The organism is Pseudomonas rossensis (genome assembly GCF_039888995.1).
GTDB classification, from domain to species: Bacteria; Pseudomonadota; Gammaproteobacteria; order Pseudomonadales; family Pseudomonadaceae; genus Aquipseudomonas; species Aquipseudomonas rossensis.
In genome coordinates this window covers 99,547-120,761 of the sequence record NZ_JBBWCB010000001.1, presented here as the reverse complement: position 1 = coordinate 120,761, position 21,215 = coordinate 99,547, and the positions used below count along the sequence as shown (strand labels likewise).

19 protein-coding genes and 1 riboswitch are annotated in these 21,215 nt (G+C 59.3%); of the genes, 8 read left to right on the top strand and 11 right to left on the bottom strand.

Annotation, left to right across the window (positions count from 1 at the left end):
* Positions 1–12: 12 nt before the first annotated feature.
* Positions 13–732 (bottom strand): 16S rRNA (uracil(1498)-N(3))-methyltransferase, encoded by a 720-nt coding sequence (locus WLY71_RS00520; RefSeq protein ID WP_347802082.1) that lies wholly within the window; start codon positions 730–732, stop codon positions 13–15.
* Positions 733–835: 103 nt separating this feature from the next.
* Positions 836–2,242 carry an adenosylmethionine--8-amino-7-oxononanoate transaminase gene (locus WLY71_RS00515; protein WP_046045254.1) on the bottom strand — a complete coding sequence of 469 codons (1,407 nt, stop codon included), beginning with the start codon at positions 2,240–2,242 and terminating at the stop codon, positions 836–838.
* A 223-nt stretch (positions 2,243–2,465) separates the two neighbouring features.
* Between WLY71_RS00515 and WLY71_RS00510 the strand changes: the two genes are divergently transcribed.
* From WLY71_RS00510 to WLY71_RS00500, 3 genes are all read left to right on the top strand, one after another.
* Positions 2,466–4,223 carry a flavin monoamine oxidase family protein gene (locus WLY71_RS00510; protein ID WP_347802081.1) on the top strand — a complete coding sequence of 586 codons (1,758 nt, stop codon included), beginning with the start codon at positions 2,466–2,468 and terminating at the stop codon, positions 4,221–4,223.
* Positions 4,224–4,486: 263 nt separating this feature from the next.
* Entirely contained in the window at positions 4,487–5,038 is a 552-nt protein-coding gene (locus WLY71_RS00505) for a cytochrome b (protein ID WP_347802080.1), read from the top strand.
* Positions 5,039–5,070: 32 nt separating this feature from the next.
* Entirely contained in the window at positions 5,071–5,664 is a 594-nt protein-coding gene (locus WLY71_RS00500) for a YceI family protein (RefSeq protein WP_133835621.1), read from the top strand.
* A 252-nt stretch (positions 5,665–5,916) separates the two neighbouring features.
* Here the strand turns inward: WLY71_RS00500 and rhlE2 are convergent, their stop codons facing one another.
* From rhlE2 to ahcY, 5 genes are all read right to left on the bottom strand, one after another.
* A complete protein-coding gene (gene rhlE2 / locus WLY71_RS00495) occupies positions 5,917–7,800 on the bottom strand; it encodes an RNA helicase RhlE2 (protein ID WP_347802079.1) in 1,884 nt (627 codons plus the stop codon).
* A 223-nt stretch (positions 7,801–8,023) separates the two neighbouring features.
* Positions 8,024–8,839, bottom strand: coding sequence for a substrate-binding periplasmic protein (locus tag WLY71_RS00490; RefSeq protein WP_347802078.1), 816 nt, complete (start codon positions 8,837–8,839; stop codon positions 8,024–8,026).
* A gap of 88 nt (positions 8,840–8,927) precedes the next feature.
* Positions 8,928–10,010 (bottom strand): hypothetical protein, encoded by a 1,083-nt coding sequence (locus WLY71_RS00485; protein ID WP_347802077.1) that lies wholly within the window; start codon positions 10,008–10,010, stop codon positions 8,928–8,930.
* 74 nt (positions 10,011–10,084) lie between these two features.
* Positions 10,085–10,930, bottom strand: a complete 846-nt coding sequence (gene metF, locus WLY71_RS00480; RefSeq protein ID WP_347802076.1) for a methylenetetrahydrofolate reductase [NAD(P)H] — start codon at positions 10,928–10,930, stop codon at positions 10,085–10,087.
* Between the two features lie 89 nt (positions 10,931–11,019).
* Positions 11,020–12,429 carry an adenosylhomocysteinase gene (gene ahcY, locus WLY71_RS00475; protein ID WP_077747242.1) on the bottom strand — a complete coding sequence of 470 codons (1,410 nt, stop codon included), beginning with the start codon at positions 12,427–12,429 and terminating at the stop codon, positions 11,020–11,022.
* A 22-nt stretch (positions 12,430–12,451) separates the two neighbouring features.
* A riboswitch (S-adenosyl-L-homocysteine riboswitch) is annotated at positions 12,452–12,554 on the bottom strand.
* Between the two features lie 198 nt (positions 12,555–12,752).
* Here ahcY and WLY71_RS00470 point away from each other — a divergent pair.
* Together WLY71_RS00470 and WLY71_RS00465 are read left to right on the top strand one after the other, a co-directional pair.
* On the top strand, positions 12,753–13,157 hold the full coding sequence (locus WLY71_RS00470; protein WP_347802075.1) for an acyl-CoA thioesterase: 405 nt from the start codon (positions 12,753–12,755) through the stop codon (positions 13,155–13,157).
* 171 nt (positions 13,158–13,328) lie between these two features.
* Positions 13,329–14,216, top strand: coding sequence for a formate/nitrite transporter family protein (locus tag WLY71_RS00465; protein ID WP_347802074.1), 888 nt, complete (start codon positions 13,329–13,331; stop codon positions 14,214–14,216).
* A gap of 41 nt (positions 14,217–14,257) precedes the next feature.
* Here the strand turns inward: WLY71_RS00465 and WLY71_RS00460 are convergent, their stop codons facing one another.
* A complete protein-coding gene (locus WLY71_RS00460; protein WP_347802073.1) occupies positions 14,258–15,445 on the bottom strand; it encodes an MFS transporter in 1,188 nt (395 codons plus the stop codon).
* A gap of 310 nt (positions 15,446–15,755) precedes the next feature.
* Between WLY71_RS00460 and WLY71_RS00455 the strand changes: the two genes are divergently transcribed.
* Positions 15,756–16,589 carry an EamA family transporter gene (locus WLY71_RS00455; RefSeq protein WP_347802072.1) on the top strand — a complete coding sequence of 278 codons (834 nt, stop codon included), beginning with the start codon at positions 15,756–15,758 and terminating at the stop codon, positions 16,587–16,589.
* Between the two features lie 40 nt (positions 16,590–16,629).
* Positions 16,630–17,013, top strand: coding sequence for an MAPEG family protein (locus WLY71_RS00450; protein ID WP_347802071.1), 384 nt, complete (start codon positions 16,630–16,632; stop codon positions 17,011–17,013).
* A gap of 80 nt (positions 17,014–17,093) precedes the next feature.
* On the opposite strand, the gene mltA is transcribed toward WLY71_RS00450, so the two are convergent.
* Positions 17,094–18,266, bottom strand: a complete 1,173-nt coding sequence (gene mltA / locus WLY71_RS00445; RefSeq protein WP_347802070.1) for a murein transglycosylase A — start codon at positions 18,264–18,266, stop codon at positions 17,094–17,096.
* Positions 18,267–18,394: 128 nt separating this feature from the next.
* Between mltA and WLY71_RS00440 the strand changes: the two genes are divergently transcribed.
* A complete protein-coding gene (locus WLY71_RS00440; protein WP_347802069.1) occupies positions 18,395–18,844 on the top strand; it encodes a c-type cytochrome in 450 nt (149 codons plus the stop codon).
* Between the two features lie 3 nt (positions 18,845–18,847).
* Here WLY71_RS00440 and WLY71_RS00435 read toward each other — a convergent pair whose 3' ends face one another.
* Together WLY71_RS00435 and ligB are read right to left on the bottom strand one after the other, a co-directional pair.
* Positions 18,848–19,243, bottom strand: coding sequence for a DUF1090 domain-containing protein (locus WLY71_RS00435; protein WP_347802068.1), 396 nt, complete (start codon positions 19,241–19,243; stop codon positions 18,848–18,850).
* A 99-nt stretch (positions 19,244–19,342) separates the two neighbouring features.
* Complete coding sequence (ligB, locus tag WLY71_RS00430) at positions 19,343–21,016, bottom strand: NAD-dependent DNA ligase LigB (RefSeq protein WP_347802067.1); 1,674 nt, start codon at positions 21,014–21,016, stop codon at positions 19,343–19,345.
* Between the last annotated feature and the right edge of the window lie 199 nt (positions 21,017–21,215).

The window sequence follows — 21,215 nt, the reverse complement described above, 5'->3', positions numbered from 1 at the left end:
ATCTTTTTCGGGTCAGAAGTCGCCCCACAGTTGTTGCGCCACCGCCAATGCCACCACCGGCGCGGTTTCAGTGCGCAATACGCGAGGACCGAGGCGGGCAGCGTGAAAACCGCCAGCCTTGGCCTGATCCACTTCTGCCTCCGACAACCCGCCTTCAGGCCCGATCAAAAACGCCAGCGTCGCCGGTTTCGCATGGCTCACCAACGGCTCGGCCACCGGATGCAGCACCAACTTCAATTCCGCTTGAGTCTGCTTCAACCAGTCCGCCAGCAGCAGCGGCGGGTGAATCACCGGCACCCGTGAGCGTCCGCACTGCTCGCAGGCGCTGATCGCCACTTGGCGCCAGTGCATCAGGCGTTTGTCGGCGCGTTCGTCCTTCAGTCGGACTTCACAGCGGTCGCTGAAGATCGGGGTGATTTCAGTGACCCCCAGTTCGGTGGCTTTCTGAATCGCCCAATCCATCCTCTCGCCACGGGACAAGCCCTGGCCGAGATGGATCTGCAGGGGCGACTCGACCTGCCCGGCGAAGCTTTCATCGATCTGCACGACGACGCGCTTCTTGCCGGCTTCTATCAGCGTGGCGCGAAACTCATGGCCCGAACCGTCGAACAGTTGCAGCGCATCACCTTCGGCCATGCGCAGCACGCGACTGATGTAATGGGCCTGGGCCTCGGGCAACTCGTGTTCGCCAGTGCTCAAGGGGGCGTCGATAAAGAAGCGGGACAGTCTCATCGGGGGTCTCTGTAAAATGTGTGCAGGTTTTGGCGGCCCTATCGCGAGCAAGCTCGCTCCCACAGGTGTACGCGGTCAACTGTGGGAGCTTCGGTGAAATCAATCAGCCCGGATCACGGAAACCGGGGTGAAAGTCCTTCGGCACCGAAACACTGACGCTATCGCGAGTCGCGATGTCGATGCCTTCGCTGGCCACTTCGGCCAGAAAGTCGATCTGTTCAGGCGTGATCACGTACGGCGGCAGGAAGTACACCACGCTGCCCAACGGTCGAAGTAAAGCACCACGCTCCAACGCATGCTGGAACACTTTCAAGCCGCGACGTTCCTGCCACGGATAAGCTTCCTTGGTGGCCTTGTCCTTGACCATCTCGATGGCCAGTACCATGCCGGTCTGACGCACTTCCGAAACGTTCGGGTGATCGGCCAGGTGCGCAGTGGCGCTGGCCATGCGCTGAGACAGGGCCTTGTTGTTCTCGATGACGTTGTCTTCTTCGAAGATATCCAAAGTCGCCAAGGCTGCCGCGCACGCCAGCGGATTGCCGGTGTAGCTGTGGGAATGCAGGAAGGCGCGCAGGGTCGGGTAGTCGTCGTAGAAAGCGCTGTAGACATCTTCGGTGGTCACGCAGGCCGCCAGCGGCAAATAACCGCCGGTCAGGGCCTTGGACAGGCAGAGGAAGTCCGGGCGGATGCCGGCCTGTTCGCAGGCGAACATCGTCCCGGTGCGGCCGAAGCCAACAGCGATTTCGTCGTGGATCAGGTGCACGCCATAGCGGTCGCAGGCTTCGCGCAGCAGTTTCAGATACACCGGGTGGTACATGCGCATGCCGCCGGCGCCCTGAATCAACGGCTCGACGATGACTGCCGCGACGGTGTCATGATTCTCGGCCAGGGTTTGTTCCATGGCAGCGAACATATTGCGCGAATGTTCTTCCCAGCTCATGCCTTCCGGGCGCAGGTAGCAATCGGGGCTCGGCACCTTGATGGTGTCCAGCAGTAGCGCCTTGTAGGTTTCGGTGAACAGCGGCACGTCGCCCACCGACATCGCCGCCATGGTCTCGCCGTGGTAGCTGTTGGTCAGGGTGACAAAGCGCTTCTTGTTCGGCTGGCCGCGGTTGAGCCAGTAGTGAAAGCTCATTTTCAGCGCGACTTCGATGCAGGACGACCCGTTATCGGCGTAGAAGCATCGGGTCAGGCCTTCCGGCGTCATTTTCACCAGGCGCTCGGACAACTCGATGACTGGCTGATGACTGAAACCGGCGAGGATCACGTGTTCCAGCTGATCCACCTGATCCTTGATGCGCTGGTTGATCCGCGGGTTGGCGTGACCAAACACGTTGACCCACCAGGAGCTGACGGCATCGAGGTAACGTTTGCCTTCGAAGTCTTCCAGCCAGACGCCTTCACCGCGTTTGATCGGGATCAGCGGCAGCTGTTCGTGGTCTTTCATCTGGGTGCAGGGATGCCACAACACCGCGAGATCGCGTTGCATCCACTGATTATTCAGGCCCATTTTCAGTCTCCTCGAGGCGGCTCGCTTGGTGCGCGGGCAAACAATCGCGCAAGCCTATGCAATGCGTGGCGTGGGGACAACCCATTGTGTCGATTGAGCTACTTTATATAGGTGGATAGACGTCGCTGGCGGCCTTTTGATGGCTGACGTATTCTTCGCGGTTCTTTGAGTCGTCTGACTCGCAAAACCACTTTTTCCTACGTGTATTTCCGGAGTTCGCTGAATGTCTGCTGGTTGGCTGCGCGCCTGTGCGCTGGTGATGTTAGGGCTGTTCAGCGTGTCTGCGCTGGCCAAGGATAAAACGGCGATCGTGATCGGGGGAGGGCTGTCTGGCCTCACCGCTGCTTACGAACTGCAAAACAAAGGCTGGCAGGTCACCCTGCTGGAAGCCAAACCGAGCATGGGCGGTCGCTCCGGCATGGCCACCAGTGAGTGGATCGGCAACGACAAGACTCAACCGGTTCTGAACAAGTACGTATCGACCTTCAAGCTGAGCACCACGCCGGCCCCAGAGTTCGTGCGGACCCCGGGCTACCTGATTGACGGTGAGTATTTCACTGCCGCCGATCTGGCCACCAAGCAGCCGGCCACCAGCGACGCGCTCAAGCGCTACGAAAAGACCCTGGACGATCTGGCGCGCTCGATCGAAGACCCGCAGAACCCGGCGGCCAACAGCACACTGTTCGCCCTGGACCAGATCAACGTGGCCAACTGGCTCGACCGTTTGAATCTGCCAGCCACGGCACGTCAGTTGGTGAATCAGCAGATTCGTACCCGTTATGACGAACCGTCGCGCCTGTCGCTGCTGTACTTCGCACAGCAAAGCCGCGTTTACCGTGGCGTTGCCGACCGTGACCTGCGTGCTTCGCGTCTGCTCGGCGGTAGCCCGGTGTTGGCCCAGGCTTTCGTTAAACAATTGAAAACCATCAAGACCAGCTCCCCGGTCTCGGCGATCACCCAGGACAAGGACGGCGTGACCGTCAAAGTCGGCAGCGTTGGCTACCAAGCTGATTACGTCGTTGTGGCCGTGCCACTGCGCGCACTGAACAAGATTCAGATGACTCCTTCGCTGGATGCCCAGCACATGGGCGCGATCAAGGGCACCAACTACGGTTGGCGCGACCAGATCATGCTGAAGTTCAAGACACCCGTGTGGGAAAGCAAGGCGCGGATGACCGGCGAGATCTACAGCAACACCGGTCTGGGCATGCTGTGGGTTGAGCCGGCGCTGAAGGGCGGTGCCAACGTGGTGATCAACCTGTCCGGCGACAACGCGCGCGTGATGCAGGCCTTCGGCGACAAGCAGATGGTCGATCAGGTGCTGATCCGTCTGCACGCCTTTTATCCACAGGCGCGCGGTTCGTTCACCGGTTACGAAATCCGCCGTTACAGCACCGACCCATCGATGGGCGGCGCTTACCTGGCGTTCGGCCCTGGCCAGATCAGCAAGTACTGGCGTCTGTGGGAGCGTCCGATTCAGCGTGTAGCCTTTGCCGGCGAACACACTGACACCTTGTACCCGGGCACGCTGGAAGGCGCATTGCGCACCGGTCAGCGGGCAGCGAGTCAGGTAGAAGACCTGGCGGCCGGCAAGTCGTTTGAACCGGCGAAAGTTGTTCCGGCAGCGACCCTTGCGGCGGCCAGCGCGGTGGCGGCGAAGAAAGGTAACTTCTTCACCAACCTGTTCGGTGGTTCTGACGACAAACCTGCACCGGTCAAGGCGCCAGAGCCAGTGGCTCCAGTTGCTCCGGCACCGGTTCCAACACCTGCGCCGGCCCCAGCGCCAGCACCGGTAGAAGCACCGAAACCAGCGGCACCCGTGAAAGCCGAACCCGCCAAAAAAGCCCCGGCCAAAGTTGCAGCGAAAAAACCTGCGGCCAAAGCCGAGGCTAAGAAGGCCCCGGTGAAGAAAGCTGAACCGGCGAAGAAAGTAGCGGTCAAGCCCGCTGCGACTCCGGCGACGGATACCAAAGCGCAGTAAGCTTTGGGACTAAAAAAACGCGGCAGAAATGCCGCGTTTTTTTATGCCCGAAGAAAACCAATATCAAGAATCGAATAAACCTTATGGCGCAGGTGTTCTTTAGTTGGACTTCATTTTTTCTTACATATGGGTCTTTAATCTTTCCTTAACTCACCTATTTCAGACTCTTGATCGTATTTCTCGATATTTCAAAGCGAAATTTTCCGCTTTAACTCGATAGATAACTCGATAGTCTTGGTCGCAGTTCTCACAGGATTTGGGCAATGCAGCTACGTAACTCTTCTTCGCGCTACGGTTGGGTCAGCATTTTCGTGCACTGGGGCGTGGCGCTGGCGGTCTTCGGTCTGTTTGCGTTGGGCTTGTGGATGGTCGGTCTCGACTACTACAGCGTCTGGCGCAAAGACGCGCCCGACTTGCACAAGAGCATCGGCCTGGTGTTGTTAGCTGTCATGGTTCTACGGGTGCTGTGGCGTTTCATCAGCCCGCCGCCGCCAGTACTGGAAAGCTATAACCGCATGACGCGCATTGGTGCCAAGTTCGGTCACTCGTTCCTGTATCTCAGTCTGTTCGCTGTGATGATTGCCGGTTACCTGATTTCCACCGCAGATGGTGTCGGGATTCCGGTGTTTGGCCTGTTTGAAGTTCCTGCACTGATATCCGGACTACCGGATCAGGCAGATACAGCCGGTGTGATTCATTTGTACCTGGCCTGGGCGCTGGTAATTTTTTCCGGTCTCCATGCGTTGGCAGCACTGAAACACCACTTTATTGATCGTGATGCGACCCTGGCGCGAATGCTGGGGCGCAAAGCCTGATGTTCAACCTCGACTCCAAAGGAATAGAAAGCATGTTGAAAAAGACGCTCGCCGCTCTGGCAATCGGTTCTGCTCTGCTGTCCGCTAACGTGATGGCAGCTGACTACGTTGTCGACAAGGAAGGCCAGCACGCCTTCGTTGACTTCAAGATCAGCCACCTGGGCTACAGCTTCATCACTGGTACCTTCAAGGACATCGACGGCAAGTTCAGCTTCGACGCTGCCAAGCCTGAAGCCAGCAAGATCGAGTTCAACGTGAACACCGCCAGCGTGTTCACCAACCATGCCGAGCGCGACAAGCACATCGCCAGCGGTGATTTCCTGAACGCGAGCAAATTCGCCAAAGCCACGTTTGTTTCCACCAGCGTCAAATCCACCGGCAAAAACGCCGCTGGCAAAGACACTGCTGACGTGACCGGTGACCTGACGCTGCTGGGCGTGACCAAGCCAGTCGTGGTCAAGGCCACTTTCCTGGGTGAAGGCAAGGATCCATGGGGCGGCTACCGTGCCGGCTTCGAAGGCACCACTAGCATCAAGCGTTCCGATTTCGGCAAGCAGAAAGACCTGGGCCCACAGTCCGACGCGGTCGAGCTGTACGTTTCGTTTGAAGGTGTGAAAGCGAAGTAACGTTCGCCGCTAAAACAAAAAACGCCCTCGATCTTGCGATCGGGGGCGTTTTTTATTGCCTGGCATAATCTGCATGGCCACCGCAAATCCACTGTGGGAGCGAGCTTGCTCGCGATGGGGGTTTAACATTCAACATCTCCACTAACTGATCTACCGCTATCGCGAGCAAGCTCGCTCCCACAGGGTTTTACATGAGTTCAAAAAAATGCCCCTGATCTCGCGATCAGAGGCATTTTTTATGGCTGCGTTAAATCAGCGATTGCGAGTCAGCAACGCTGGTTTCTCGCCGCGCGGACGGCCTGGCAGTTGATCAAGTTGCTCAGGAGTCGGGAAACGATCGGTTTTCGACTCCTTGTGAATGATCTTCGGTGCCGGGCCGCGCGGGTTTTGCACGGCCGATTCCGAACGCGGCTGGTCGTCGGTGCGAGCCGGGCGGCGGTTGCGGGACTCTTCGCGACGGGCCTGACCGTCACGTGGAGCGCCGTTGCGTGGGCCGCTGCGCTTGGCCGGCGGCGTGCCGGTGGTGGCGCCATCGCTGCTGCGTGGGCCGCTTTGACGACCCTGAGGCTTGCCGCCGCCGGTGCGCGGAGCACCTGCGCCAGCTGTCGTGCCTTGTGCCGGAGCACCCGGACGGCGACCACGGCCTTGAGCGGGTTTGGCCTGTGGCACGTAGTCGACGCGGTTACCGAAGTTATCGACGTCGTCGTCCAGGAACTCGTCCGGAGCACGGTCTGCAGCAGCAGCGCGTGGCGCTGGACGCTGTTGCTCGCGAGCCGGAGTGCCTTCGCGTGGCTTGTGTTCACGCGCCGGGCGATCACCACGGCCAGTGGCTGCAGGTTTTTCCTTGCCGCCCTTGTCCTTGCCTTTGTCTTTACGACCGCCGCCACCACCGGTGCCGTTCGGACCGTCACCGCGCGGGCCACGTGGGTTGCGCGGGTTACGCACATCCGGACGCTCGCGGACTTCAGGCTTCTCGGCTTCTACAGCGCTGGAATCGAAGCCCATCAGGTTGCCGTCGGCAATCTTCTGCTTGGTCATGCGCTCGATGCTTTTCAGCAGTTTTTCTTCGTCCGGAGCGACCAGCGAGATCGCTTCGCCCGAACGACCGGCACGGCCGGTACGGCCGATACGGTGAACGTAGTCTTCGTCGACGTTTGGCAATTCGAAGTTGACCACGTGTGGCAACTGATCGATGTCCAGGCCGCGAGCGGCGATGTCGGTGGCAACCAGGATGCGCACTTCGCCGGCCTTGAAGTCGGCCAGGGCTTTGGTGCGCGCGTTCTGGCTCTTGTTACCGTGGATTGCAACGGCGCTGAGGCCGTGTTTGTCCAGGTACTCAGCGAGACGGTTGGCGCCGTGCTTGGTGCGGGTGAACACCAGCACCTGTTCCCAGGCGCCAGCGGTAATCAGGTGCGCCAGCAACGAGCGCTTGTGGCTGGCGGCCAGGCGGAATACGCGCTGTTCGATACGCTCGACCGTGGTGTTCGGCGGCGTGACTTCGATGCGTTCAGGGTTGTGCAGCAGCTTGCCGGCGAGGTCGGTGATGTCTTTGGAGAAGGTCGCCGAGAACAGCAGGTTCTGACGTTTGCTCGGCAGACGAGCCAGGACCTTTTTCACGTCATGGACGAAGCCCATGTCGAGCATGCGGTCGGCTTCGTCCAGCACGAGGATTTCCACGTGGGACAAATCGACGCTGCCTTGGCCGGCGAGGTCGAGCAGGCGGCCAGGGCAGGCCACCAGCACGTCAACACCGCGGGACATGGCCTGAACCTGCGGGTTCATGCCGACGCCGCCGAAGATGCAGGCGCTGACGAACTTCAGGTCACGAGCATAGACCTTGAAGCTCTCGTGTACTTGAGCCGCGAGTTCGCGGGTAGGGGTCAGGACCAGTACGCGCGGTTGGCGCGGGCCGTGACGCTGGGATTTGTCCGGGTGACCGTTGGGGAACAACCGCTCCAGAATCGGAAGGGCGAAGCCGCCGGTTTTACCAGTACCTGTCTGAGCCGCGACCATCAGGTCGCGACCTTGCAACACGGCGGGAATGGCCCGCTGTTGCACCGGAGTAGGCTCGGTATAGCCCGCTGCCTCGATGGCGCGGACTAAAGCCTCGGAGAGACCGAGGGAAGCAAAGGACATGAGTAATCCTGTTTTAGTTAGGGCTTGGCCCAATGGGAGTCTTGCCTGGCGCGAATGGCGTTTAAGAGGAACGCAATCCCGTCCGGTCCTGCTGGGCCAAGAAGGCTCATCTGGAGTGCTCGCGCGGGCTGAAAAGCTGCGCTGTAGCGGGGTCGAGATGCCTTGAACAAGTCCGAGCGTCCGGGCGTGAGCCTGGCGGGAAGGCCGGAGTATAACAGAGCAATCACTGCGCGCCGCTTTCCTGCTGCTCAACGGTTTTTCCGCTGGCGGCGGTGGCTCTGGTGGCTTTGACCTCGGCAGCCGGATGGGCGCCGTAACGGGCGCTCAGTTCAGCGTACGCAGGCTCGCGCTTGAAGCGTTTGAGTTCGGCGCCGAAGCGCTGCACCAACAAGTCCATGCCGGCGTTGCGGCGTACTGCCAGGAACTGGCTTTGGTGACTGATGACGGTCGGGTTCTCGGTAATCTTGTCGCGGATGCCCAATTCATCAAGCAAGTGCTGACCGACCCTGCGATCAGTGATCAGCAGGTCGATCCGCCCGCGCACCAGTTTGCCGAAGTTGGCTTCATGGGTCGGCGCCGGTTCGCGGGTGAACAGGGTCGATTCGCTGAAGTCCTGGCTGTACAGATAGCCCGGGGAAGTGCCTATGGTCAGCCCTTTCAGGTCGGCGAGGGTGCGAAAAGGGTGGGGCCGCTCATTGGCGTAGAACATCACGAACTCCACTTCCGAGAGCGGCTCGCCGGGGTAGAGCAGGGTGGCGTCGCGCTCATCGCTGTGGAAGATGTCCAGCGCGCCGTCTGCCTGGCCCGTTTCGAGCATCGACAGGCAGCGTTTCCACGGCAGGAACTGCCATTCCACTTCGATGCCCAGGCGTTTGAAGACGATGGCGGTGGTTTCGTAGTCCAGCCCCAGGGATTTGCCGTTTTCCTCGTACACGTACGGCGCCCAGGGCTCAGTGACAATGCGCAGCTTCTCGCCCCGAGCGGTAAAGCTCAGGCAAGTAAAAAGCAGAACTGTCAGCAACTGGGCAATAACGGGCATGGCCTGAGGTTAGTACTCTCAAGGCCTAATGAGAAGCTCTGGCGAGCATGTTTAGCGCTGGCCTTGAGGTAGATTGTGCGCAAGATCTCTATTTATCGGGCGAATTGAGCAAGTGGTCGTGGATAGCTTTGCGTCGACCGCCCAGGATCAGTCGGACCAATTCCTTGTCGAACCAGCGTTCGAGCAAGTGCGGAGTGACCGGTTTGCCGAGGCGCTCTTCCTGGTTTTGCAGCGCCTTGTCCCACCACACCGGCCCACAGGCCTTGTCGAACTCGTTGTGATGTTCATAGCAGCCGTAGAGGATTTCGCGGATGAACTGACGCAGATGTTTGGGCAGTGCCAGGGTGATGAGCTTGTAGAGCATTCGCTGGGCCCGTGGCGGTCGTGGGAGGTGAGCTGACACGCGGCGAGTATCGTCCAATGCCGCCTGACTGGTCGGGTTCTTGGCGTGTTTGACGACCCAGGCTTTAACCTTGGCCCTGAACAGCTGCTTGCGGCTCCAGTAGTGATGGATCAGGTCCGGGCACTTATTGATCTTCATCGTGCGATAGGCTGCGACCGACAGGCAAAACTCTTCAAGGGTATAAGCCCCCTGTGCCATGGGAAACAATTCGTCGATCAAGGCAATGGAGTGATCAAGTACCTGCGCGTCCTGCTGGTGCAACCCGATCACGCCGGAGTTGAGCAGCATCATCTGATCGTCTGCCAGGCCTTTGTTAAAAAGCGTACTCGACAGCGCACTGTAGAGCACGTTCTCCTTATTGGTGCCGTATTGGGTGTAGTAGTCGTTGCACAGCAGAGTGCCGGGTTGCACGCGATTGAACAGTTCGACGGGTGAACAATGGAAGAACGTGTCGGTGTCGATCAGCAATGCGACTTCCGACTCCTCAAGCACCGTGCGCAACGCGACATGTTTGGCTCGAAAGTGATAGCCGTGGGGTTCGTTCCAGCGGCGACGAGTAGGTTCGTCGAGGGGGCGCACTCGTACCGGTAGGTGCTCGTAGGGCTGCGGGTTGTCACTGAAAACCTGGATGTCGAGCTCTGCGTGGGGCGTTTCACGCAGCCAGGCCAAGGCACTGGCGATGCTGAACACCGCTTCCTGGTGGTACGTCTGGGAGCCAAAAACCAGATAAACCAGTTGAGGGCGTGGTGGCGAGGACTCAGTCGTCATTGGAAACAACATTCCATGGGCTTTGAATATAAAAGGCCCTCAGAAGAGGGCCTTGGGATGAGGCATGGAGTCTATCAGCGCGGTAGCTTCAGATTGTTCCACACGGCCAGGCTCGCTTCGGCCTGGTTCAGGGTATAGAAATGCAACCCCGGTGCTCCACCCTGCAACAAGCGTTCGCACATTTCAGTAATAACCTGCTCACCGAAACGCTGAATGCTTGAGGTGTCGTCGCCGTAGGCTTCCAGCTGCTTGCGGATCCAGCGCGGGATTTCCGCACCGCAGGCATCGGAGAAGCGCGCCAGCTTGCTGTAGTTGGTGATCGGCATGATCCCCGGAACGATCGGGATGTTCACGCCCATCGCCCGTACACGCTCGACGAAGTAGAAGTAGCTGTCGGCGTTGAAGAAGTACTGGGTGATCGCACTGTTGGCGCCAGCGTTGGCCTTGCGCACGAAGTTGTTCAGATCGTCTTCGAAATTGCGCGCTTGCGGGTGCATTTCCGGGTAGGCGGCGACTTCGATGTGGAAATGATCGCCGGTTTCTTCACGAATGAATTCAACCAGGTCATTGGCGTGGCGCATTTCACCACTGGCCATGCCCATGCCGGAAGGCAGGTCACCGCGCAGGGCAACGATACGGGTGATGCCGGCCGCCTTGTATTGGGTCAGCAGGCCGCGCAAGTCGTCCTTGCTGTCGCCAACGCAGGACAAATGCGGTGCGGCAGGTACTTTGACTTCGCTTTCGAGCTGCAACACGGTGTTGAGGGTGCGATCACGGGTCGAACCACCAGCGCCGTAGGTGCAGGAGAAGAAGTCAGGATTGTAGGTCGCCAGATGACGGGCAGTAGCGATCAGTTTTTCATGCCCAGCGTCGGTCTTCGTAGGGAAGAACTCAAAGCTGTAGCGACGGTCTTCGGACATGGGAATACCCTTTGCAATCGCAAAAGGCGGGCCGGTGATGGCCGGTCCGCCTGGTCAGGATCGGCGGGCGCAAAGCCCGCCGGGTCCAATCAGTAGCGGTAAGCGTGCGGCTTGAACGGACCTTCAACGGTCACGCCGATGTAGTCGGCCTGGGTCTTGGTCAGTTGAGTCACGACGCCGCCGAAACCGCGGACCATTTCCAGGGCCACTTCTTCGTCGAGTTTCTTCGGCAGTACTTCAACGGTCAGGCGCTCGGCTTTCTGGGCTGGTGACAGGTCGGCGTACTTCTGGCCGAACAGGAAGATCTGAGCCAGAACCTGGTTGGCGAACGAACCGTCCATGATGCGGCTTGGGTGACCGGTGGCGTTACCCAGGTTAACCAGACGGCCTTCGGCCAGCAGGATCAGGTAGTCGTCGTTCTGGGCGTCGAATGCGCCAGGGCCGGTACGGTGGATCTTGTGAACCTGTGGCTTCACTTCTTCCCATGCCCAGTTCTTGCGCATGAAAGCGGTGTCGATTTCGTTGTCGAAGTGGCCGATGTTGCAGACAACGGCACGCTTCTTCAGGGCTTTGAGCATGTTTGCGTCGCAAACGTTGACGTTACCGGTGGTGGTCACGATCAGGTCGATCTTGCCCAGCAGCGCTTTGTCGATGCTTGCTTCAGTGCCGTTGTTGATACCGTCGATGAACGGCGAAACCAGCTCGTAACCGTCCATGCAGGCTTGCATGGCGCAGATCGGGTCAACTTCGGAAACCTTGACGATCATGCCTTCCTGACGAAGGGACTGGGCCGAACCCTTGCCCACGTCACCGTAACCGATGACCAGCGCTTGCTTGCCGGACAGCAGGTGGTCGGTACCACGCTTGATCGCATCGTTCAGGCTGTGACGGCAGCCGTACTTGTTGTCGTTCTTGCTCTTGGTGACCGAGTCATTGACGTTGATGGCCGGGATTTTCAGCTCGCCCTTGGCCAGCATGTCCAACAGGCGGTGAACGCCAGTGGTGGTTTCTTCGGTGACGCCGTGGACGCGGTCCAGGATCGCCGGGTATTTCTTGTGCAGCAACTCGGTCAGGTCGCCGCCGTCGTCGAGGATCATGTTGGCATCCCAAGGCGCGCCATCTTTCAGGATGGTTTGCTCAAGGCACCACTCGTACTCTTCTTCGGTTTCGCCTTTCCAGGCGTAAACCGCGATGCCGGCAGCGGCGATAGCAGCAGCGGCCTGGTCCTGAGTCGAGAAAATGTTGCAGGACGACCAACGCACTTCGGCACCCAGGGCAACCAGGGTTTCGATCAGCACGGCAGTCTGAATGGTCATGTGGATGCAACCGAGGATCTTCGCGCCTTTGAGCGGCTGCTCACCGGCGTACTTGCGGCGCAGACCCATCAGGGCTGGCATTTCGGATTCGGCGATGATGGTTTCGCGACGACCCCAGGCAGCCAGGGACATGTCGGCAACTTTGTAATCGTTAAAATCTGCAGGCGTGATAACAGCGCTCATGATGAGCCTCCATTCGTATGTATGCGAATGGGCGCCGTTGTGCGTTTAGTGTCTGACCGATAACGGTCAAGCAACGCCCCATCCGAGCCTGACAGGTCGAACCTGCTGCAGCGCCCCTCGGACAGGTGGCGGGAAAACGGTATCAACCGAAGATGACCGTTTTGAAACGGTGGCGATTATAGCCGTGTGAGCGATACTTCCAAAGCGTTTCTGTTGGTCAATGTCTGAACGGTAATCGAGGCCATAGCCGATGCTTGATAGAGCTCTAGGTCGGGCTCTGCCATGATGGCCGGCATCAATCGGCAAGACGGTCAGGAGTGAATATGAATTTCCACACCCGCAAATGGGTAAAACCCGAAGACCTCAACCCCAACGGCACGTTGTTCGGCGGCAGCCTGTTGCGCTGGCTCGACGAAGAAGCGGCGATCTACGCCATCGTCCAGCTGGGCAATCAGCGTGTGGTCACCAAGTACATTTCCGAGATCAACTTCGTCAGTGCCTCGCGCCAGGGCGACATCATCGAACTGGGCATCACCGCCACCGAATTCGGTCGCACCTCCATCACCCTGAAGTGCGAAGTGCGTAACAAAATCACCCGCAAAAGCATCCTGACGGTGGAGAAGATTGTCTTCGTTAATCTGGGTGAAGACGGCTTGCCTGCACCGCACGGCCAAACCGAGATCAAGTACGTCAAAGACCAGTTCAAGGAAGATGGCATCAGCGAGTAATGCGAGCCCGTAGGAGCTGCCGAAGGCTGCGATCTTTTGATCTTGACCCTGGCGTCGTCACTGACCGCTGAAAATCAAGATCAAAAGATCGCAGCCTTCGGCAGCTCCTACAGAACGGACCCTGACCCTGCGTGTCGTACCTACATGACACGCCACTGGTTCCGGAGCTTTATGGACACGCAAAAAGACGGCAAGACCCCGAACCTCTCCCCTGAAGAACAGCACGACGTCGACAAGAGCCAGCCGCCGCGGGCGGCGGTGCTGCACGAAATCATCCGCACCCAGGGCGATCAGGAACTCGAACGCAGTGTCGCCGCCTTGTGGTGGTCGGCGCTGGCCGCCGGCCTGACCATGGGCCTGTCGCTGATGGCCATGGGGCTGCTCAATTCCCGTCTGCCGGACGGCGAAGGCTTCAAGGTGATCGCCAGTTTCGGTTACTGCGCAGGCTTTCTCGCGGTGATTCTCGCCCGTCAGCAATTGTTCACCGAGAACACCCTGACGGCTGTGCTGCCGATCATGACCAAACCCACACTGAACAATTTCGGTCGATTGCTACGCCTGTGGTCGGTGGTGCTGGTGGGCAACCTCTGCGGCACGTTGCTGGTGGCGTATGTGATGCTGAATCTGCCGATTTTCGACAGCAAGACCGACCTGGCTTTCCTCGATATCGGACGCAAGATCATGGAGAACGACGCCAGCCAGATGTTCGCCAAAGGCATTGTGTCGGGCTGGATGATCGCCACCATGGTCTGGATGATTCCGTCCATGGAGAGCGCGAAGATGTGGATCATCATCCTCATCACCTACCTCATGGCGCTGGGGGATTTCACCCACATCGTGGTCGGTTCGGCCGAGGTCTCGTATCTGGTGTTTGCCGGCGAGTTGCCGTGGAAGGATTTCTGGCAGGTGTTCGCCGGGCCGACGCTGGCGGGGAACATCATCGGCGGCAGCTTCATCTTCGCGCTGATCAGCCATGCGCAGATTCGCAGCGAGAGCGGGCCGCCAAAGAAGACTGCGGATCAAGGCCCGGAGCCCGACCCGCAGAAGAGCAAAAAGTAATAAGTTTGAAATCTTTGTTAGATCAAGAGCTACCCAGCCCTCTATCCCCCTGGGGTGTTTGTACCGGACACATTGACCACCCCCGCCCCACGGCGTTGCAGATAGATGTAGAAAACCGCCGTCGCCACCGTCAACCCACTGACCAGCGCGCCGGTCCACGGCAAGTCCGCCAGATCCGCACCACTGGCGACAACCAGCCCACCTATCCACGCACCGGCTGCGTTGCCGAGGTTGAACGCGCTCTGGTTCAACGTTGAACCCAGATTCGGTGCTTCATGGGCCTGATCAATGATCAGCAGTTGCAAAATCGGGCACAGGGCAAAGGCGAAGATCCCCCACAACACCAGCGTGATCGCTGCCGGGATCACCGAGTGACTGGTCTGGCTAAAGGCAGCCAATACAACTGCTACGGCCAGCGCCATGCCGACCAGTGAAGGCAGCAAACGACTGTCCGCCAGTCGACCACCGAGCATGCTGCCCGCGGTCAAACCGACCCCGAATAGCAGCAGCATGATGGTGACTCCATGCGGGCTGACACCGGTGATGTCTTGCAGGATGGGGGCAATGTAAGTGAAGACGCTGAACAGGCTGGTCGACGCCAGCACACTCATGCCCAGCGCCAACAACACGTTGACCTTGCCCAGCACTTTGAACTCGCTGGCGAGGTTGGCCTTGTCCATGGCGATGTCCTTCGGCAGCCAGACCCACTGCGCGATAGCCGCGATCACACCGATCACCGACACCGCCCAGAATGTCGAGCGCCAGCCGGCGTATTGCCCGAGCGCAGTGCCCAACGGCACGCCCAGCACGTTGGCCAGGGTCAGGCCGGTGAACATCATCGCAATCGCTTGGGCGCGTTTGTTCGGTGCCACCAAGCCGGCGGCAACCACCGAACCGATGCCGAAGAACGCACCGTGGCAGAGCGCGGTGACCACTCGTGCGGCCATCAACGTGGCGTAGTTCGGCGCCAATGCGCAAAGAATGTTGCCGAGGATGAACATCAACGTCATGCCCAGCAGCGTGGCTTTGCGCGGCATGTTGGCGGTGCCGACCGCGAGGATCGGCGCACCGAACACCACGCCCAGTGCGTAGCCGGTGATCAGCAGGCCCGCGTGGGGAATGCTCACGGCGAGGTCGCGGGCGACATCGGGCAGTAAGCCCATGATGACGAATTCAGTGGTGCCGATGCCGAACGCGGCAACAGCGAGGGCAAGCAAGGCGAGTGGCATGCGCAAGGTCTCTGTCGGTAGTCTTGACGCTCTGATCAGGCATACGCATGCCGACGCCCGTTCTTGGGGAGAGCGGGCGGTGGCAAAAATTTATTGGAATTAGTCTGTGCGCAACTGAGTGCGGCGTGGTCGCTTGCAGTATAAACAGCTGCTGACATATGGCGAATCAATTATCCAACTGAACTCCGTAGGAGCTGTCGAGTGAAACGAGGCTGCGATCTTTTGATCTTGATTTTCCAGGATCAAAAGATCGCAGCCTCGTTTCACTCGACAGCTCCTACAGAGGGCGGGACAAAATAAGGAGTGTGCCGTGCTTGCAACAGCACTGGTGTTAGTAGCGGCGCTGTTGCACGCGGCGTGGAATACCCTGATCAAATTCAGTGCGGAACGGCTGCTGGTGGTGGCCTGCATGGACAGCGTTGCAATGCTGTTTGTCGCGCTGATGCTGCCGTTCGTGAACTTGCCGCCCATGGACATCTGGCCGTGGATTCTGGCATCGGCGGCGTTTGAATTGCTCTATCGCTATTTGCTGATCCAGGCCTATAGGGTCGGTGATCTCGGGCTGGTCTATCCGCTGATGCGTGGCCTGTCGCCGCTGGTGGTGCTGGCACTGACGCTGATTTTTGCCGGAGAAGTGCTGACGAACCAGCAGATCTTCGGGATTCTGCTGATCCCGTTCGGCATGCTGTGCCTGCTCTGGCAGGGCGGCGGCGGTGCGCGATTGCCGTGGTCGATGCTGCCGGTGGTGGCGTTGATCGGCCTGTGCATCGGCTGTTACACCTTCATCGATGGCCAGGCGTTGCGGCGCTGGTCGCATCCGCTGGATTATCTGGTGTGGGTCACGTTGCTCAGTGCCTGGCCGTTCCCCTTACTGGCGCTGGTGCGTAAGCGACCGGCCTTCATGTTGTTCTGGCGTGAGCAGTGGCGACTGGGGTTGGCGGTCGGGTTTTGCGTGTTGTTCAGCTACGCTCTGGTGCTGTGGGCCATGCAGCTGGGCTCGATTGCCGAAGCGGCGGCATTGCGCGAGATCAGTGTGATCCTGGTGGTGCTGTTCGGCATGCGTTACCTGAAAGAACCTTTCGGCAGGCCACGGCTCTTAGCCTGTGGGCTGGTGCTGATCGGCATGCTGGTGATGAAGTTTTGACTGGAGCTCGACTCTTGAAACTTGAAGAAGGGAATGCGTTATGACGGTTGCTCTGTGGTGCATTTTGATCGCGATTTTCCTGCCCTATATCTGCACGGGCATCGCCAGGGTCAGTGGCGGGTTCAGGCCGAAAGACAATCATGACCCCCGTGACTTTCTCGAGTCACTGAATGGTTTTGGCCGACGCGCGTATGCGGCGCATCTGAACAGTCTTGAAGTGATTCCCGCGTTCGCGGCGGCGGTGATCGTTGCGCACCTGGCCGGCAATGCCGAACTGGTGACGATCAATGTGCTGGCGGTGTTGTTTATCACCAGTCGGCTGCTGTACATCATTTGCTACTTGGCGGACTGGGCGATTTTGCGGTCGCTGGTGTGGTTGGTGGGGATGGGGTTGATCGTCAGTTTCTTTGTGGTTTCTGTTTAAGAGCAAGCTCAAAAGATCGCAGGCTTCGCCAGCTCCTACGCTCTTCCGCGATTTTGCGGCGAGCCTGCGGTCTTTTGACTTTAAAGCTTGTCGGTCACCTGAGGCACTTGAGGCAGGGCTGCGCCTTTAGGCCAGAGCATCCAGATCTGCCCCTGCTGTTTCATGTCGCCAGCCAATTGCCCGGCCGCCTCACCTGTGCCCCAGAATAGGTCCGCACGGACTTCGCCGGCAATTGCGCCGCCGGTGTCCTGAGCGGCAACCGGGCGTACCAGTGCGGTGCCGTCCGGTTTAGTGGTCGATAACCATAACAGACTGCCCAGCGGAATCACTTTGCGATCCACCGCCGCGCTGTAGCCGGCGGTTAGCGGTACGTTCAACGAGCCGCGAGGCCCTTCGTTGCTGTCCGGATTGCGGGTGAAGAATACGTAGCTGGGGTTGCTGCCCAGCAGTTCCGGAATGCGCGTCGGATTGGCCTTGGCCCAATTGCTGATGGCGCCCATGGTCACTTCTTCTTTTTTCAGCTCGCCCTGGTCCACCAGCCAGCGGCCGATCGGTCGATACGGGTGACCGTTCTGGTCGGCATACGCAATGCGCAACTGTCGACCATCATCGAGCTGGATACGACCCGAACCCTGGATTTGCAGGAATTGCAGGTTCATCGGATCGGTAAGCCAGGCAACAACCGGTGCCTTGACCCCTTTGGTTTCAATCGTGGCCGCATCGTCGTAAGGCTTGAGCACGCGACCTTCGAGTCGGCCTCGCAGGCGTTTGCCTTTGAGTTCCGGGTAGATGCTGTCCAGAGAGACGATGATCATGTCCTCGGGCACACCGTACACCGGGATGTTTGCCACTTCGGTCTGGGTCAGGCTGCCGGGGTAGACCGGCTCGTAATAGCCGGTGATCAAGCCGTTGGGATTGTCATTGGCGGCGCGCAGGCCGTAGACGTCGAGGTTCTGCTTGAGGAAGCCACGTATGTCGCTGGCGATTTGCGGCACGTTGGCGGCAGCCGCACACGTCGAGCCCCACACCGGGTCGGCTTTGAGTCGGGTGCAGGCGCTACGCCACGAACCGAAGCCGGCGACCAGGTCGTTGTCGGACACCGTCGGAAGTGCTTCCCACGTGGCGCTGGAGTAGGTCGCCAGGGCGTGGGTTTTCGGTGTGTTGTTGTCGCCACCGGTGCAGCCCGCAAGCACGGCCACCATCGGAAGGGTCCAGGCGAGGTTGTGACGCCAGGCCTTGAAACGGCTGTTCATGGAGTAATTCCTTTGTCGGTTGCCTGAGTGCTCCATGCGCTCAAACAACCCGTATTGATAATAGGGCTATTGGTCTTTGCCGATGACGCGAGGATACTGGCCGCCGTTTCCCGTGACCTGAAGCCACCATGACTCTTAAAAGACTTTCTGTTGTATTGCTGGCCTGCCTGACGTTGTCTGCCTGCGGTGGTGTCGACCCCAACTCGCCGCTGGGCCAGCGCAAGGCGATCTTCAAGCAAATGCTCAAGACCGGCGAAGACCTGGGCGGCATGTTGCGTGGTCGCATTCCGTTCGACGGCCCGAAATTCGCTGACGGTGCCGTGAAACTCGATGCGTTGTCCCGTGAACCCTGGAAACATTTTCCGCAGGTGCGCGAAGAAGATCACACCAGCGCCAAGAGCGATGTCTGGCAGAAACAGGAACACTTCCAGGACATGGCCCGCAACCTTGAAGTCGCCACCGGTGAATTGGTGATTGCCAGCAAGGTTCAGCCCTACAAGGCCAGTAACCTGGGGCCGGCCGTGCAGAAGGTCGAAGATGCCTGCAGTGCCTGCCATAAAGAGTTTCGGGATCATTGATCCTTACTTATCCAGTTCATCGAGTGCGTCCTGCAATTCCTTGCGGGACTCGGCGAGTTTGTCTTTGCGCTTGTTGATCTTCTCGGCGTCGCCTTTCTTCATGGCCTTGTCGAGGTCAGCCTGACGCGTGCTGACTTCGTGCTTGGCGTCGAGCACCTTGTTCTCCCGTTCTTTCTTCAGGGAAGCGTCAGTGCAATGAGCAGTGACTTCGCTCAGGGCCGTTTCGAGGCCTGCCTGCTGGTCGGCGTTACCGTGAGACTTGGCCAGTTCAATCTGGTTGATGAGGCCCTGCTTCTTTGCGGCGCAGCCGGTCAGGCCCGGAGCTTCTTCGGCGGCCATCAGCGGAGCGGCCAGCACGCTGCAAAGGGTCAACAGGGCGAGCGGTGAAAGAAGTTTCATAAAAGCTCCATGTGAAAAAGCGATCGGGTCGATGTGGCGATGGGGTGTTTGAGCCCCGCGGCACCATTGGGTTCCCGGGTTGGCGGGCATCGCCGGCCGCTAAAAACCGTCAATCCCCGCAAGACGTAATGTTTCACTCAAGGCCAGGACCTGCGGGTCACGGAAAAATGCGCTCAATTGCGCTGCGCGTCCCGGGCCGATGCCGGCTTCTGCCTGCCATTGTTCGATATTTCGTTGTGCCAGTTCCTGCCATGTATCGGCAAGCCGCGCCTGGCCGGTCGGCGGTAAACCCAGGGCTTTGAGCCAGCGAGCGAAAGGGCGTTGTCGGGCACTGTTGAAACTGTTCAAAAGACGAGCGCTGCTGCGTTCGCCGAAGCCGTTAATGTTAGCAAGCTCTTGAGCATCGAGGGTCAACCAATCCAGCAGGCCATTCAGACGGCCTGTTTCGAAAAGTTTCTCCCAAGTGCCAGGACCGACATGCGGCAACGCCAGTCCCTGCTTGCCGCTGAGCCAGGTCAGTCGGGCGAGGAATTGGCTTTCGCACCCCGGTGTCGGCTGCCAGCAACTCAAATGATGAAAGTCGTCCGCCAGCGGTGCGCTCAATTCAGTGCGTTGGGTGCTGCGCAGCACGACGCCGTCAAGCCTGGGAATGGTCAGGCCTGCCAGGCTGATGGAGACCTGGTCTCCGGGCCGGATATCCAGTGTTTCCCAGCGTTGCAGTGAACTCACACTGACTCGCTTGATCTGCCGGTCATCGAGCGTTACCGGCGTCAGTTCCAGTACCGGGGTGATTCGTCCGGTCCGTCCAATCTTGAAGTGGACCTTGCGCACCTCGGCCAGGGTTTGGCCAAAAGGGTATTTCCAGGCGACGCTCCAATAAGGCGGTTTAGCCTGCCAGCGCTCGGCGGGTGGGCGCTGATCCTGGCGCAAGACGATGCCGTCGCTGGCGAAGGGCAGGGGCGAGCTATACCAGTGATCGCGCCAACGTTCAGCGTCGGCAAATACCTTGATCGGGTGACTGTAAGGTGCGGTGCTCGGGAAGCCCAACTCATCCAGGACTGCGATGCGGGCGGGCAAACTGGCCGGGCCTTGGGGCCAGTCCCAGACAAACAGGCCGATCCCGGCGGCTTGCTCAGTGCTTAACTTTTTGCGGGCCATCAAGCCGGCCACTGTGGCGCGTGCATTGAGGCTGCCGGCACGGGCCTGTACGTGGTCGGTCAGGCGCCAATAGAGTTCACCTTGCAGCAGCAGGTCCAGTGGCTGCGGCAATTGTTGGGGGATGGCGGCGATCTGGCGCGCCGAAGCCGTCCAATCCTGGCCATTTACGCCGTCACCGCGGCTGATTGCCTGAGTCAGCAAGCCTTTGCGGTAGATCAGCGTCACCGCCACACCGTCGATCTTGGGCTGAATCCAGACATCGCTCCGTCCTTTTAGCCAGGCTTCGACGGCGCGACCATCGCGGAGTTTTTCCAGGCCCGTGTGGGCGATGGGATGAGGCATCGTGCCGCCTGCGGTACGTAGCGGTTCCGCGGATTGGTCCAGGTCGAAACAAGTGCGCCATTCGGTCAGTCGTGCACGGGACTGATCGTAGAGTTCATCGGCGACCAATGAACGGCCGCCCCGGTGATAGCTGTCGTCCCAGAGGTCGATTTGTTTCTGCAGTGACGTGATTTCGTCCAGGGCGCGTGCGGGTGGCCAGTCGGGGCACTCGGTAGCGTGGGTGGTCAGGCAGAAAATCATCAGTAGAAAACTGAAAAACACGCGCAGAAGCATCGTGAGCGTCCTTGCTCAGGGAGAATGCTTTCAAGGTTAGTCAGCTTTCGGGCGTCGTTAGCGAGGATGTTTTTCGGTGTGTTTCGAGAGACAGGAAGATCAAGAGATCGCAGCCTCGTTTTACTCGACAGCTCCTACACAAATCCCGGTAGGAGCTGTCGAGTGAAACGAGGCTGCGATCTTTCGATTTTTCGCAATA

Excerpts from the sequence above, each read along its gene's own strand:
- WLY71_RS00505 (WP_347802080.1), top strand. The coding sequence starts at position 4,487 with ATGCAGCTACGTAACTCTTCTTCGCGCTACGGTTGGGTCAGCATTTTC.
- WLY71_RS00500 (WP_133835621.1), top strand. The coding sequence starts at position 5,071 with ATGTTGAAAAAGACGCTCGCCGCTCTGGCAATCGGTTCTGCTCTGCTG.
- rhlE2 (WP_347802079.1), bottom strand. The coding sequence starts at position 7,800 with ATGTCCTTTGCTTCCCTCGGTCTCTCCGAGGCTTTAGTCCGCGCCATC.
- ahcY (WP_077747242.1), bottom strand. The coding sequence starts at position 12,429 with ATGAGCGCTGTTATCACGCCTGCAGATTTTAACGATTACAAAGTTGCC.
- WLY71_RS00520 (WP_347802082.1), bottom strand. The coding sequence starts at position 732 with ATGAGACTGTCCCGCTTCTTTATCGACGCCCCCTTGAGCACTGGCGAA.
- mltA (WP_347802070.1), bottom strand. The coding sequence starts at position 18,266 with ATGAACAGCCGTTTCAAGGCCTGGCGTCACAACCTCGCCTGGACCCTT.
- WLY71_RS00440 (WP_347802069.1), top strand. The coding sequence starts at position 18,395 with ATGACTCTTAAAAGACTTTCTGTTGTATTGCTGGCCTGCCTGACGTTG.
- WLY71_RS00435 (WP_347802068.1), bottom strand. The coding sequence starts at position 19,243 with ATGAAACTTCTTTCACCGCTCGCCCTGTTGACCCTTTGCAGCGTGCTG.
- WLY71_RS00485 (WP_347802077.1), bottom strand. The coding sequence starts at position 10,010 with ATGACGACTGAGTCCTCGCCACCACGCCCTCAACTGGTTTATCTGGTT.
- ligB (WP_347802067.1), bottom strand. The coding sequence starts at position 21,016 with ATGCTTCTGCGCGTGTTTTTCAGTTTTCTACTGATGATTTTCTGCCTG.
- WLY71_RS00515 (WP_046045254.1), bottom strand. The coding sequence starts at position 2,242 with ATGGGCCTGAATAATCAGTGGATGCAACGCGATCTCGCGGTGTTGTGG.
- WLY71_RS00450 (WP_347802071.1), top strand. The coding sequence starts at position 16,630 with ATGACGGTTGCTCTGTGGTGCATTTTGATCGCGATTTTCCTGCCCTAT.
- WLY71_RS00490 (WP_347802078.1), bottom strand. The coding sequence starts at position 8,839 with ATGCCCGTTATTGCCCAGTTGCTGACAGTTCTGCTTTTTACTTGCCTG.
- metF (WP_347802076.1), bottom strand. The coding sequence starts at position 10,930 with ATGTCCGAAGACCGTCGCTACAGCTTTGAGTTCTTCCCTACGAAGACC.
- WLY71_RS00510 (WP_347802081.1), top strand. The coding sequence starts at position 2,466 with ATGTCTGCTGGTTGGCTGCGCGCCTGTGCGCTGGTGATGTTAGGGCTG.
- WLY71_RS00470 (WP_347802075.1), top strand. The coding sequence starts at position 12,753 with ATGAATTTCCACACCCGCAAATGGGTAAAACCCGAAGACCTCAACCCC.
- WLY71_RS00460 (WP_347802073.1), bottom strand. The coding sequence starts at position 15,445 with ATGCCACTCGCCTTGCTTGCCCTCGCTGTTGCCGCGTTCGGCATCGGC.
- WLY71_RS00465 (WP_347802074.1), top strand. The coding sequence starts at position 13,329 with ATGGACACGCAAAAAGACGGCAAGACCCCGAACCTCTCCCCTGAAGAA.